The organism is Pseudomonas sp. B7(2017), assembly GCF_002112745.1.
In the GTDB taxonomy this organism is placed as follows: Bacteria; Pseudomonadota; Gammaproteobacteria; order Pseudomonadales; family Pseudomonadaceae; genus Aquipseudomonas; species Aquipseudomonas ekonensis.
In genome coordinates, this window is the sequence record NZ_NEIP01000023.1 from 60,527 (window position 1) to 73,067 (window position 12,541).

The following is a 12,541-nucleotide window of genomic DNA, read 5'->3' on the forward strand; positions in this document are numbered from 1 at the left end:
GGGCATCAGTTCGATGGGGTGCCGGCCAGGTGGGCGCGCCACTCCGGCGGCAAGCGGTGCTGCTGGTTCAGGTCTTCCAGCCTCTGGCGTTGCGCAGGGCCGAGCAGGCTGAAGGCGATCAGCCGGGGCAGGCCGGGGGACACCGTGCGCTCGGCGGCGAGCTGCTCTTCCAGCAGGTCGAGGGCCAGCTGGTTGAGGGTGACGCTGTGCCGCTGCGCCAGGCCGGTCAGGCGTGCGGTGTCGAGCCCCATGCCCAGTGCCTTCAGCACCAGTTGGTGGAAGGCTCGTTCGGGGTAATGGCGCGACGGGTAAGGGGTGTCGAGGGCGAGGGCGGCGAACACCCGGCTGTTGCTGGTGCGGCCGGCCTGCAACGCCAGCTCAAGGCAACGGCCACGGCTGTCGAGCCAGTCGAGGGCTTTGAGCAGGGCGACTTTCTCGTGGTCGTCGCCCCACAGAAACAGTTGATGCAGCAACGGCAGTTGCGCATCGCGAACGTTGTGTTCGAGCAGATCTGCCAACAACAGTGCACGGGCCAGTTCAAGGGTGCTCCAGTCGCTGTCGGCCACCGCCTGTTCGCGCAGATGGCGCTTGCACTGGCTGCTCAGCAGCGCTGCGGTGTCGGCGTCCGGGGAGCGGGCCAGCCGTTCCTGCGCTTCGCGCCACCATTGCAGCTCGGTCGGATCGAGCTGACGGATCAGGGCCTGCTGCCGTTCGGCCAGGCATTCGCGGCGCATGTCGAGTGCGTCCGTGGGCGGTACGATGACGTCCATGTTCATGTCGGTTTCACCCAGCGCTGAAAGTGGGGAAGCAGGAAAAACACCATCACGCAGAACAGGCTGCCCAGCGGCTGATCGGCCACCGCCATCACCAGCGCGTCGAACAGCGGCAGGGTCGCCAGCCCCGCACCGATGAAGGCGCGCACTTGCCGTCGCCGGGGATCGGCGAGGTGCTGCCGGTAGTGCCATCCCAGCCAGCCGAGCCACAGCAGCAACACCGGCCAGAACCACAGGTTGTCCGCGTACACCGCCAGGGCCAGCGGGCTGAGCATCAGGACCAGGGGCAAGCGGCTGAGCAACTGATTGCGGTGTTCCTGGCGGGCCAGGTAGGTCAGCCCGCTGATGTACACGCCCAGCAAAGCGGCGCAGAGCCAGATGGGCTCCGGCGGCACCGCCAGGCTGGCCGCTGCGGTGAGGTACAGCGCCGAGCGGCAGGCGCCCATCAGCCAGACGCTGTGCGCGTACTTCTTGTGCAGCAGGTTGTAGCCGAGGATGCAGCCCACCAGCAGGACGACGCTGCCCAGCAGCCAGTGCGGCTGCTCGGTCAGTCGGCTCAGGCCCAGCGTCGAGGCCGCCGCCAGTGCCAGCAACAGCCAGGCGGCGAGACGCACGTGTTCCCGGCTGACCAGGCCCAGGGTGATCGGCCGCGGGTTGTGGTGCAGCAGATCCCAGTCGGCATCCAGCAGGTCGTTGAGCAGCATGCCGGCCAGGTACAGCAGCGAGAGCGTGACCAGCAGCAGGCTCCACACCAGCGACGACGGTGGCGCCAGGGCGCCGGCACTGCTGGCCAGCAGCGCAGCGGCCAAGGTGTTGGTCCACACCGTCGGCAGGTTGGAGATCCGGCCCAGGGTCATCCAGGTCTTGAGACCCGACATCTGGCTCATTGCGCGCAGCCCTCGTTCAAGGCAAGTGCCGAAGCACCGCGGGTGGACAGCCGGATCAGCGCCTGTTCCATCAGCCGGTCGTCGATCTCATGCAGGTCGATCGATGCGCCGATGCGGTTCAGCAGCGGGATGGAAAGCTGCCCGCCCAAGTGCTGGCGGAACTCCTCCAGACCGAGCAGCACCCGCGAACGGCCCTGCGCGTCTTTCAGTGCCAGTTCCGGCGGCGACAGATTGAAGCCGAGCCGGGTCAGCAGGCCCAGCACACGCTCGGTCTCGGTATCGCTCAACAGGCCCAGGGCATTGGCGTAGAGCCCGTCCAGTGCCATGCCCACCGCGACCGCCTCGCCGTGGCGCAGGCGATGGTGGCTGAGGTTCTCCAGCCTGTGCGCGGCCCAGTGGCCGTAGTCCAGCGGCCGCCCGTTACCGCGTTCGAAGGGGTCGCCGGCGCCGGTGATGTGCCCCAGGTGCAGCTCGGCGCAGCGGCGGATGGCGTAGCGGCTGGCCGGATGGTCGAAGCGGGCGAGGGCGTCGGCCTGTTGCTCCATCCATTGGAAAAACCCGTCGTCCTTGATCAGCGCCACCTTCACCGCCTCGGCCAGGCCGGCGATCTGGTCGCGGCGGCTGAGGCTGGTCAGCAACTGAAAGTCGTTGATCACGGCGCTGGCGGGGTAGAACGCGCCGAGCAGGTTCTTCTGGCCGAACGCATTGATGCCGTTCTTCACACCGATGCCGGCGTCGTTCTGGGCCAGCACCGTGCTGGGGATTCGGATCAGGCGGATGCCCCGGTGAAAGGTCGCGCAGGCGTAGCCCACCGAGTCCAGCACGGCACCGCCGCCCAAGGCCAGGACATAGCAGTGTCGATCCAGCCCGTGCTCCAGCATGTCGGCGTACAGCTGCTGCAGCACCTCGGCCGTCTTGCTCAGTTCCCCGGCCGGCACGGCGATGGGCGGGGCCTTCAAACGCAGCTCGCCGGCGTGGGCGGCGAACCAGGCTTCGATCTGTCCCGCCAGTTGCGGAGTGGCTTGCAGCAGCTGTTCGTCGGCGAACGCCAGCACGGTCACCGGGCCCCGTTGGCCGGCGGTGAGCTGTTGGTGCAGGCAGGGGTTTGACGGATCGAACAGATGGTCGGTGAACAGCACCGGATAGTCGTAACTCACGTTGAAGCGACCTTGCAGCGGACGCTCCGGCGCCGGCCTGCGCAGGCTCTTGAACAGGCTGTAACCGGCGATGAACAGACCCGGCAACACCATGCTGGCCAGGAGGGTCACCAGCAGCGCGTTCTGTTCGACGAGCAAGGTGCCGATGGCACTGTAGGCCAGCGCCAGGCCGGCATTGGCCAGGGTCGTCACCAGCACGAACGCGCGCAGCGGATAGCGCTGCATGCCGGCGGCCACCACCGAGGTTTCCGCCAGCACCGGCACGCCGCGCAGACAGATCAACGACAGCGTGCCCAACCGTTGCGCCAGTTGCCCCGGCTTGCGTTGATGCAGCCCGAGACGGCCGGACAGCACCCGGAAATACCCGGCACCCAACGCATATCCCAACCAGGCCCCCAGGCACAGGCCGATGAAGATCACCAGATACCCGCCGACACCGCCCAGGGCGGCCACGGCCAACAGCGCCACCATGCTCGAAGGCACCGGCAGCACGACGTCCAGGGCCAGCAGTGCGATCAGCACCAGGGCCAGGTTGATTTGCTGGGTAGGCGTGCGGGGAAGGTAGAGGTCGAGCTGGGCGATGAAGTCCTGGATCTGCTGCTCGAACAGCAGGAAGCTGGCGATCACAAGGCCCGAGAAGCAAAACACCGACACCCAGAAATGATCAGCTGGCCCGCGTGCGGAACGCACACGGTGCAAAAGACTGCGCTTCATCAAGCATCCCTCTTGATTCGTTTTGACTGAGATCCGTTTCAGTGACTAAAGGCAGTGTGCTGATGGTTTTCTGGGGAGGCGCCTCCTGGCTGGGTGATGGTGTTTTGATGTTATTTAAATGGAACTAACACAAAGCTAGACGGTCGCCGGGGTTTTGCAAGGGCACATCCTCCCACCGGGCGTTGACCGCGCGATGACGGTATTGGCCCAGCGTGGCGGCCATGCTGCGCTTGAGCGCGGGGCTGAATGAGCTCAGCGATTCGTAGCCCAGAGAAAGGGTGACGGTCGACACGTTGTCGGTGCCAGGCGCTGGGAGTGCGCCGCGGTCAGCGGCAAATGCCGCTGTCACGCTTAAAGATCATGACCCTTTGATGTCGCAAGGTCGTCGCAGGCACAGGGCAAGCTGATTTCAATGTCCATTCCGCCTTGCGCACCTCGGCGTGCGGCGATCTCGCCGCCGTGGGCGGTGCAGATGGCCAAGGCAATCGAAAGCCCCAGCCCGCTGCCGCCCGCACCGCGGCTGCGCGACGGCTCCTGGCGCCAGAATCGCTGAAACACACGCTGCAGCGCCGCTTCGGACAATCCGGGGCCGCGGTCGCTGAAGATCAGCGTGAAGCGCTCCGGATCCGGGCGCCCCTGAATGTGCAGATCGCCCCCGGTGGCGGCGTAGCGCAGGTAATTGTCCAGAAGGATGTTGAACAGCTGGCCGATGCGGTTGCGGTCTGCGCTGATCGGCAGCGGCGAAAGGCCGCTGACCTTGACCTCGCGTCCGGCGTCGGCCAGCTGCGGCTTGAACCAGTTGATCCGTTCGTGCAGCAGTTCCTCGACGCTGAAGGTGGTTCTCGTCAGGGGCAACTGACCCGCCTGGGCGAGGGACAACAGAAGCAAGTCATCGACCAGCAGGTTCAGGTGCTCCAATTGATTGAGCACCAGACCGAGCTGCTCTTCATTGGCGGGGAACACGGTGTCGATCATCCCGCGAACCCGGCCCATCGCGGCGTTGAGGGGCGTGCGCAACTCGTGGGCCAGCACGGCGCTGGACGCCTGCACTTCTTGTTCGTAGAGCCTGAGCCGGCGGGTCATGCTGTTGAAGTCGCTGGTCAGGCGTTGCATCTCCAGCGGCATTCTTTCGCTGACACGAAGGCTCACGTTGAGGTTGCCGCCGGCGACCTTCTGCGCCGCGGCGGCAATCCCGATGAACCGCCTCGACAGCGGGCGCACCAGCAGAAAACCGGTGGCGACGATCAGCGGAAGCGCGGCGGCCAAGAGCAGGGCGATGGTCCACCAGTCGGCGCCGGTGATGCCGGGGCGGATGTCATCGAAATGGTAATAGCGGGTGATGTAGGCCCACAGTTCGGCCTCATGGCCGGCGGGTTGTTCCATGAGCGAGGCGAAGCGCTGTTGCGCGTGCAGGGGAATGTTGGCGTTGACCTCTTTCTGCCACCAGAGGTAGCGGATCCACATGATCATCGCCATCGAGACGACGGCACTGCCGGCGATGAGCCCCATGCGCCAACCGACCCATTTCCACAGCGTGACCGGTTTGTTCATCGCAGGGGCCTCAATGGAAGCGGTAACCGATCGAGCGCACCGTCACCAGCACACCAGTGATGCCCTGAAGCTCGAGTTTGCGCCGGATATTGTGGATATGCGTGTCGACCACCCGGATCAGCGCATCGCTCTCCGGCAAGCAGCGGGCCAACAGATCCTCCCGGCTGAACGCTTTCTGCGGCGAGCCCAGCAGGATCGCCAGCAGATTGAACTCGGTGGGGGTGAGGTCGACTGGCAGATCCGTGCCGTCCTCCTGAACCACACCGACCGAGCGGCTGTCGGTGTCCAGCCACAGTGACTCGAAACGCAGCCGGGACGCGGCCTTGGTGCCGGCCTGAACCCGACGCAGCACCGCATGCACCCGGGCGACGACTTCTTTGGGGTTGCACGGCTTGACCACGTAGTCGTCTGCGCCGTACCGCAGAGCGCCGAGCTTCTCCGGCTCATCGCCCATGGCGCTGACCATGATGACCGGCGTGTCGCCGCGCCGGCGCAGCGTCTTGAGCACTTCGGATCCGTTCATCACCGGCAGCATCATGTCGAGCAGCACCAGGTCGGGCTTGAGCCGCTGGTGCAGTTCGACGCCCATGAGTCCGTCCTTGGCGATCGCCACATCGAAGAAATCCCGTTTCAGGTAGGCCTCGAGAATGCTCGCGCTGTCGGCGTCATCCTCGACGATGAGGATCAGTTTGCTGGTCATAAGGGGCTCGAAAACAAGACTTGCCGAGGCCCGGGCGGGCGACGGCAAGGTTCGGGGGAGGCTGGTGTGGCGTCAAAACGCGTAGTTTACACCCAGATAACTCACGGCCGTGGTGTCCTTGGTGATGATCGGGCTGTGGCGGACCTGGTCGGTGTAGTGGGTGAGTTCGACGCCGGCGATGGTCGACCAGTGCTCATCGAACGCGTGCATCCAAGTTAGTTCGGACGAGTAGGCATAGATGCCCTTGTCGGCCTTGTAGCTGGCGAAGCGCGACTTGGCGCTTTGTTGGTCGGTGACGCCGAAGTAGGTCTGGTTGAAACGCGCGTTGCCGGCGTGGGCATCGAAGCCCCAAGTGACCTTGTCGCGGGCGCCGTCGAACAGCTTGCTCTCGAACCCTAAGGCGTACTGATCGCCGCGCTTCTCCCCGCCGGTGCGCAGCTCGGCCTTGGCCCTCAGTGCCAGCCACGAGGTGAGTTGCTGGGCGGCATGCAGGTTGAGCACGGTGGAGCTGCCGACTTCGCCCATGCCTTTGAGCTTGTCCGAGCCGTAGCGGTACTTGCTGTCGCCGTCGGCGCGACCGGCATCCTGGCCGATCGAGGCACTGGCGCTGAAACCTGAAGGCGACTGCCATTGCAGGCCCAGGCCTTCCTTGAGGTCAAAGAAGAACATCCCACGTTCGACGCGAAGCATCGGCAGGGCCGTCGAAGTGTAGTTCTCCGAGCCTAGGTAGCGAGGGCCGTAGGCGGCGCCGAGGCCAAGGGTGACATCGGTCTTGTCGCCCCAGAGGCCGGTGTCGCCGGAACGCAGCTCATCGGCCTGGGCGCCGGTGGCGATCAGCGAGGCATTGAATGTCAGGGAGAGGATCAGACCTTTACGAAGTCCATTGATGACGCGCACGCGGGTATTCCTTATCAAGATCAAAAAGAGGAGGGAGGCTTCGTCGGGGAACCGGCGATGAGGGTTTGCACGGTTCCGCAATGAGCAGACGGAGGGAGCTTACGGAGCCATTCACAAGGCCGGCTCAAGGGTTTTTCAAGATTTGATCAAGATGGGGAAAAGTTCTGGGCGTCGGTCACACCGATGAAAACCGCTTCCGATAATCGCTCGGCCCCACCCCGAGACGACGCATGAAGGCTCTCCTGAAACCATCGGTATTGGCATAGCCGACCGTGTCGGCCAAGCGCTTGAGGGAGACGTCCGAATCTTCGATCAGGCGCCTGGCGGCATCGATGCGGGCCAGCTCCACGAACTCCGCCGGCGTCGAGCCGGCCTCGGCCTTGAAGGTGCGGGCGAAGTTGCGCTCGCTCATGCCGGCGCGAACGGCGAGGGCAGGGACGCTCAAGTCCGCCTTCAGGTGCTGCAGCACATAATCCTGCACCTCCCGGATCACGCTGCGTTCGGCCGTCTGGGCCGCCAACTGCGCGCTGAACTGCGACTGCCCGCCCGGGCGCTTGAAGAACATCACCATCTCCCGCGCCACGCTGAGCGCCAGTTCCCGGCCGTGATCTTCCTCGACCATCGCCAGGGCCAGGTCCATGCCGGCGGTGACGCCCGCCGAGGTGTACACGTTGCCGTCCTTGATGAAGATGCTGTCGGCGTCGACCTGGGTCTGTGGGTTTTCCCTGGCCAATTTCGCGCTGGCGTTCCAGTGCGTCGTGACGCGACGTCCGTCGAGCAGACCGGCGGCCGCCAGGAGGAACGCGCCGCTGCACACCGAGCCGATGCGGCGCACCGATCTGGCCTGCTTGCGCAGCCAATCCTGCAGGGCGGGGTTCAGGGCGATCTCGTCAATGTGCGGGCTGCCGGCCACGAGCAAGGTATCGATCCGGCCTTTGTAGGTCTCGAAGGTCTGATCGACGCTGAGCTTCAGGCCGCTTGAGCCTTTGATCATCCCCTTGTCGGTGCCGATCACTTCCACCCGATAGGCCCGTGGATTGCCCAGTTGCTTGGCCGCTTCAGCGAAGACATCCGCCGGGCCGACCACGTCCAGCAGTTGTACGCGGGGGAAGGCGAGGAGTGTGATGCGCATGGTGTCTGTCCTGGTCGAATGATTGGCTGAATACGTCGTCATGCGACTGTTTCAGCCAAAGGCTCATTGGCTGAAAATAGCCACAACAGCAAATTCAGTCAAACGGGAGACTGCCATGAACACTGCCTACACCCCCAGCGTCGCTGCGGCTCAATCGATAGCTGCCCGCACGACCTCCATCAAGAATCTGCCGATCAATCTGTTCGGCGCCGTCATGGGCCTGGCAGGCCTGGGGCTGGCATGGCGCTTGAGCGGTCAGTACTTCGGCATCGGCGGCCTGCTGGGTGAAGCGATCGGTGCGTTTGCAGGACTCGTGTTCGTGCTGCTGACGCTGGGTTACCTGGGCAAATGGGTCAAGCATCCGGAAGCAGTGCGCGGTGAGTTCAATCATCCGGTCGCCAGCAACTTTTTCGGCACGGTCACCATCGCGCTGTTGCTGCTGTCTGCGGTGGCGGCGCCTCATAGTGCGCTGCTCGGCGAGGTACTTTGGATCGTGGGCAGCGGATTGACCGTGCTGCTGGCCGGCCTGGTGGTTTCACGGCTGCTGTCGGGCAGTCAGGATCCGTCCAATGCCGTGCCTGCCTGGCTGATTCCCGGCGTCGCCACCCTGGATATCGCGGTCACCGGAGCGCACATGCCCATGGCCTGGGCTGCCGAGTTCAATCTGTTCGCCATGGCCGTGGGCGCGGTGTTGGCGCTGGTGTTCTACAGCCGAATCTTTTCGCGGCTGGTCCATCAGGCCGCGCTGGCCAAAGGCATGGTGCCGTCGCTGATGGTGTTGATCGCGCCCTTCGAAGTCGGCTTCCTGGCGTACACCAACGTGTTCGGCGAGATCGACCGGTTTGCCAGCGTGTTGTTCTACTTCGGCCTGTTCCTGTTCGGGGTGCTGAGCTTCAAGGTGTTCCGCCGCGATGTGCCTTTCGCGCCTTCGTGGTGGGCCATCAGCTTTCCCATCGCAGCCCTGAGCAACGCCGCGCTGAAGTATGCACATGCCCAGGACAGCATCCTGCTGACGGCCATCGCTGTGTTCATCCTGCTGTTCCTCACAGCGGCACTGACGGTGTTGACCGTGAAGACACTGGCCAGCCTGGTGCGCGGCAAGCTGTTGGCCAACTGATTGACGTCTACCTCCCCTTTGGCGAGCCCTGAGCGGCTCGTCTTTTTTTTACCCTCGAAAAAGGTTTTGTCCCATGACGTACGGCACCTCCTGGCTGCTGCTGATCCTCGCCGGTTTTCTGGAGATCGCTTTTGCGATCGGCCTGAAATCCGCCAATGGCCTGGAGAGGCCTTGGATTCTCGCCGGCACCTTGGTGGTGTTGGTTGGCAGCTTGTCCTTACTGACGATGGCGCTGCGGATCCTGCCGGTCGGAACGGCCTATGCAGTGTGGACCGGTATTGGCGCGGCGGGGACGGCGCTGGTGGGAATGTACTGGTTGGGGGATGGGGTTTCGTTTTGGCGGTTTTTCTGGATCGGGTTGATTCTGGTGAGCGTCGCGGGGCTTCGTTGGGGAGTGTGAGCGGCCAAGTCACTCCTGCCAACCTGGCCTTGAAAGATGCTCGGCAAAGAAATCGGAAAGGGCTTGAACCTTTCTCGGCCTTGCACGCGCTGACGGGGTCACGAAATACAGACCGCCTCGCGTCATGTGCCACTCAGGCAGGATGCGTTCCAGACGTCCATCGGCCAGGTATTCGGCGGCGATGAACTCCGGAAGCTCAGCGATGGCCACCCCGGCCAGCAATGGCGCGACCAGGGCGTCAGCGTTGGTGACGCGCAACGGGCCGTTGGGTGTTACATCCTGTTCGCTGCCGTCATCGTGGGTGAAGCGCCATACTTGGCTTCGTGCCCGATAGGCGTAGCTCATGCACGCATGGGCGGCCAAATCGCGCGGATGGGTCGGATGGCCATGCAGGGCCAGATAGGAGGGGGCTGCCACCAGGTGCTGGCTAACCGAACAGATCCGTCGAGCGACCAGAGAGGAATCGGGGAGGGCAGCGATCCGCAGTGCCGCGTCGAAGCCGTCGGCGACCAGGTCAACGGTTGAGTCCGACAGGTGCAGATCCAGCTCAAGCGCCGGGTAGCGCGCCAGCAGCTCAGGGAGTAACGGTGTGACCCAGCGCAGGCCGAACGACATGGGCACGGCCAGCCGCACCAATCCCCGCGGCTGCACAGAGAGTTCCTGGGCGTCGCTTTCCATTTCTTCGGCCTGGCGATACATCGCACTCGCTTGCTCGACCATGCGTCGGCCGAACTCCGTCATCGAGAGTTGGCGTGACGTGCGGTTGAACAAGCGACCACCGAGCCGTTCCTCCAAGCGCGCGACCGCTCGCGACACCGTAGGCACCGACACGCCCATGGCCCGTGCGGCGGCCGCGTAAGAGCCTTCTTCGGCCACTTTGGCGAACATCGCCAGCCCTTCGAAATCCGGAATTCTTGGCATTTCAATTCTGCAATGATGACTTTCAAATGATTCTATTTTGAAAACATCCCGAGGTCGATACGCTTCTCCCACACCAAATCACAACCCCCACGGGAGAAACATCATGAGCAAGAAACTGGAAGGCAAAATCGCACTGGTCACCGGCGGCACCACCGGCATCGGCCTCGCCACCGCCAAACGCTTCGCCGAGGAAGGCGCCCACGTCTACATCACCGGCCGCCGCCAAGCGGAACTGGACAAGGCCGTGGAACTGGTCGGCAACGCCACGGGCATCGCCGTCGACTCCACGCGGCTCGACCAACTCGATGCGCTGTATGCCCGCATCAACCAGACCCACGGACGCCTCGACGTGCTGTTCGCCAACGCCGGCGGCGGCTCCATGCTGCCACTGGGCGAAATCACAGAAGCCCACTACGACGACACCTTCGATCGTAACGTGAAAGGCGTGCTGTTCACCGTACAGAAGGCCTTGCCACTGCTGGCACAGAACGCGTCCATCATCCTCACGGGCTCCACGGCCGGCAGCTCGGGCACCGCGGCGTTCAGCGTCTACTCAGCCTCCAAAGCCGCGGTACGGGCCTTCGCCCGCAGCTGGATCCTGGATCTGAAGGATCGCGCAGTCCGGGTCAACACCCTGAGCCCGGGTGCGACCCGTACGCCCGGCCTGGTCGACCTGGCTGGCCAAGATGCAGCGCAACAGCAAGGGTTGCTCGACTACCTGGCTTCGCAAGTGCCGATGGGACGAGTGGGTGAGCCCGTCGAGATCGCCAATGCGGCGGTGTTCCTTGCGAGCGATGATTCGAGCTTTGTGAATGGGGCTGAATTGTTTGTCGATGGGGGGCAGGCGCAGGTTTGAGTCTGACGGTTTGCGAAGCACGCTGCGGTGGCCCGGTGATGGGGCTGCCGCAGCGTTTTGTGCGCGGTGCAGAGGTTGAGTGGGGCGTGGATGATCGGAACGACTGTGACAGGGGGGCCCAGAATCAGGTTTGTCGGATAAGAACGTCCCTGCTGCGGTATGGGTGCTGCTGGCCAACTAAGCACTGACGGCGGAGGCTAGGTTGCCGTAGGCGCGGTACTTGGCCGACCACATGATCTCGCCGCTGTAGTCGGTGAGTTCCTGCGGGGTGCCGAGGTGGTCGAGCTGGTAGTAGAAGCCTTCGCCGTCGAGCATCGCGAGCGGGCGGAAGGTGCCGGGTTCGTAGATGTAACTGCGGTAACGAAATGGAGGCAGATTGTTTCTTGAAGTTTTCAAAGTCAATTTGCGGCCATTGCATATTTTAAGTTAATAGATTGACTGTCCAACATAAAGCACTCAATAAGGATTGATTTTTTGTGCTTTTCTGTTATTGAGCCTTTTTGTCTGCCTCTAGTCGTCTAGAGGCAGGCTTATGGAGGGGGTAAAAACGTCTTCCTATCGAGAAAATAATTTCTAGAAGTAAAAGAAAATCCCAGTTTTTTTATCTATTGCTATTTTGATGAGATTGCTTATCTTGGAAAGTTCTTCTATGTAGGTTTTATTACTGATATCTTCTAGTATTTTTAGTGAGACTGCAAGATCGCCCTGATCCTGGATGCTTTCGTCTTCATACTCATCAATTATTTTCCCAAGCTCAGAGTTTAATTTGTCAAATAATCCTGTATTGGATAGTTCGCGAAATGTTTCCTCTGTAAGGGAAAGCTCTTCTAGGTCGCCAGGAAGAGACTCATCAATGTCGAGCCGATGCATCGCATCAAGGGAAAGTGGCACTGAAATAACTTTCAATTCATGGCTCCTTGTTGAAGTGCGTAACTTCGTTGTATTCGCTTTGCGTTCTACCTGTTTGTTTACCGTTTGGTAGCGTTTTGTTGCTTGGAACTATTCCGTCCAAGTTAAGATATTTGCGCTTTCCAGGAAGGGAAGGGTCGTATATGCGGAAATAATTTCCGTTCATATCTTCTACAACTTCTACACCGTTTTGAGGATTTTTATAGATTCGTTTGCCCTTTTCTGTCGTGGTGATGGTTGGGTTGGGGCCTGCGAATTTTTCGACTGCATTATTCAAGTTTGCCTTAGGCCAATTCGCCGCATACTGAGCAGCCCTTGCAGCACCTCCAGTTTCAGGTGCCTTTTGTTCTCCCTCATCCACTTGGGGCTTTGTCGAAGAATCGCCGGAGTTAACATCCGGTTTACAGCCATCTCCTCCAGGACAGTTGTTCAACCCCAACGGATCCACCCACCCCGTAGGGTTAGGCACGTACTGGTAGTTGTTCAACCCACCCGCCAGCTTGATCGGATCCGGCGTCAGGAACCGT

At 62.3% G+C, this 12,541-nt stretch carries 13 protein-coding genes and 1 pseudogene; 3 read left to right on the forward strand and 11 right to left on the reverse strand.

Annotated elements, in window-relative coordinates; translation table 11 throughout:
• Window positions 1-5 precede the first annotated feature (5 nt).
• From CAG29_RS26370 to CAG29_RS26400, 7 genes are all read right to left on the reverse strand, one after another.
• Window positions 6-776: an EboA domain-containing protein gene (locus CAG29_RS26370; protein ID WP_085633737.1), complete on the reverse strand. Its 771-nt coding sequence runs from the start codon at window positions 774-776 to the stop codon at window positions 6-8.
• On the reverse strand, window positions 773-1,660 hold the full coding sequence (locus tag CAG29_RS26375) for a UbiA family prenyltransferase (protein ID WP_085633735.1): 888 nt from the start codon (window positions 1,658-1,660) through the stop codon (window positions 773-775). The genes CAG29_RS26370 and CAG29_RS26375 overlap by 4 nt, the downstream gene beginning before the upstream one ends.
• Window positions 1,657-3,531: a 3-dehydroquinate synthase gene (locus CAG29_RS26380; RefSeq protein WP_085695383.1), complete on the reverse strand. Its 1,875-nt coding sequence runs from the start codon at window positions 3,529-3,531 to the stop codon at window positions 1,657-1,659. Before CAG29_RS26380 ends, CAG29_RS26375 begins: the two co-directional genes overlap by 4 nt.
• A 351-nt stretch (window positions 3,532-3,882) precedes the next feature.
• On the reverse strand, window positions 3,883-5,082 hold the full coding sequence (locus CAG29_RS26385; RefSeq protein ID WP_085695384.1) for an ATP-binding protein: 1,200 nt from the start codon (window positions 5,080-5,082) through the stop codon (window positions 3,883-3,885).
• A gap of 10 nt (window positions 5,083-5,092) precedes the next feature.
• A complete protein-coding gene (locus tag CAG29_RS26390; protein WP_085586528.1) occupies window positions 5,093-5,782 on the reverse strand; it encodes a response regulator in 690 nt (229 codons plus the stop codon).
• Window positions 5,783-5,854: 72 nt separating this feature from the next.
• Window positions 5,855-6,679: a MipA/OmpV family protein gene (locus tag CAG29_RS26395; RefSeq protein ID WP_085695385.1), complete on the reverse strand. Its 825-nt coding sequence runs from the start codon at window positions 6,677-6,679 to the stop codon at window positions 5,855-5,857.
• Between the two features lie 175 nt (window positions 6,680-6,854).
• Window positions 6,855-7,811 carry a GlxA family transcriptional regulator gene (locus CAG29_RS26400; RefSeq protein WP_085633726.1) on the reverse strand — a complete coding sequence of 319 codons (957 nt, stop codon included), beginning with the start codon at window positions 7,809-7,811 and terminating at the stop codon, window positions 6,855-6,857.
• 22 nt (window positions 7,812-7,833) lie between these two features.
• On the opposite strand from CAG29_RS26400, the gene CAG29_RS26405 reads away from it, so the two are divergent.
• Window positions 7,834-8,928 carry an SLAC1 anion channel family protein gene (locus CAG29_RS26405; RefSeq protein ID WP_256576814.1) on the forward strand — a complete coding sequence of 365 codons (1,095 nt, stop codon included), beginning with the start codon at window positions 7,834-7,836 and terminating at the stop codon, window positions 8,926-8,928.
• A 73-nt stretch (window positions 8,929-9,001) separates the two neighbouring features.
• Window positions 9,002-9,328 (forward strand): multidrug efflux SMR transporter, encoded by a 327-nt coding sequence (locus CAG29_RS26410; RefSeq protein WP_085586520.1) that lies wholly within the window; start codon window positions 9,002-9,004, stop codon window positions 9,326-9,328.
• A 9-nt stretch (window positions 9,329-9,337) separates the two neighbouring features.
• Here the strand turns inward: CAG29_RS26410 and CAG29_RS26415 are convergent, their stop codons facing one another.
• Window positions 9,338-10,249: a LysR family transcriptional regulator gene (locus CAG29_RS26415; RefSeq protein ID WP_085586518.1), complete on the reverse strand. Its 912-nt coding sequence runs from the start codon at window positions 10,247-10,249 to the stop codon at window positions 9,338-9,340.
• A 103-nt stretch (window positions 10,250-10,352) separates the two neighbouring features.
• Here CAG29_RS26415 and CAG29_RS26420 point away from each other — a divergent pair, with 103 nt between their 5' ends.
• A complete protein-coding gene (locus CAG29_RS26420) occupies window positions 10,353-11,105 on the forward strand; it encodes an SDR family NAD(P)-dependent oxidoreductase (RefSeq protein ID WP_085586516.1) in 753 nt (250 codons plus the stop codon).
• Between the two features lie 192 nt (window positions 11,106-11,297).
• On the opposite strand, the pseudogene CAG29_RS26425 reads toward CAG29_RS26420, so the two are convergent.
• From CAG29_RS26425 to CAG29_RS26435, 3 genes and pseudogenes are all read right to left on the reverse strand, one after another.
• A pseudogene (locus CAG29_RS26425) lies at window positions 11,298-11,468 on the reverse strand (RHS domain-containing protein); the annotation flags it as partial.
• Window positions 11,469-11,678: 210 nt separating this feature from the next.
• Window positions 11,679-12,011: a hypothetical protein gene (locus CAG29_RS26430; protein ID WP_085586514.1), complete on the reverse strand. Its 333-nt coding sequence runs from the start codon at window positions 12,009-12,011 to the stop codon at window positions 11,679-11,681.
• Window position 12,012: 1 nt separating this feature from the next.
• Window positions 12,013-12,541, reverse strand: a 529-nt coding sequence (locus CAG29_RS26435) for an RHS repeat-associated core domain-containing protein (RefSeq protein WP_305879834.1), incomplete at its 5' end; no start/stop codon positions are given.

Coding starts and splice junctions, on each gene's coding strand:
- CAG29_RS26370 (WP_085633737.1), bottom strand. CDS start 776: ATGAACATGGACGTCATCGTACCGCCCACGGACGCACTCGACATGCGC.
- CAG29_RS26375 (WP_085633735.1), bottom strand. CDS start 1,660: ATGAGCCAGATGTCGGGTCTCAAGACCTGGATGACCCTGGGCCGGATC.
- CAG29_RS26380 (WP_085695383.1), bottom strand. CDS start 3,531: ATGAAGCGCAGTCTTTTGCACCGTGTGCGTTCCGCACGCGGGCCAGCT.
- CAG29_RS26385 (WP_085695384.1), bottom strand. CDS start 5,082: ATGAACAAACCGGTCACGCTGTGGAAATGGGTCGGTTGGCGCATGGGG.
- CAG29_RS26390 (WP_085586528.1), bottom strand. CDS start 5,782: ATGACCAGCAAACTGATCCTCATCGTCGAGGATGACGCCGACAGCGCG.
- CAG29_RS26400 (WP_085633726.1), bottom strand. CDS start 7,811: ATGCGCATCACACTCCTCGCCTTCCCCCGCGTACAACTGCTGGACGTG.
- CAG29_RS26410 (WP_085586520.1), top strand. CDS start 9,002: ATGACGTACGGCACCTCCTGGCTGCTGCTGATCCTCGCCGGTTTTCTG.
- CAG29_RS26415 (WP_085586518.1), bottom strand. CDS start 10,249: ATGCCAAGAATTCCGGATTTCGAAGGGCTGGCGATGTTCGCCAAAGTG.
- CAG29_RS26420 (WP_085586516.1), top strand. CDS start 10,353: ATGAGCAAGAAACTGGAAGGCAAAATCGCACTGGTCACCGGCGGCACC.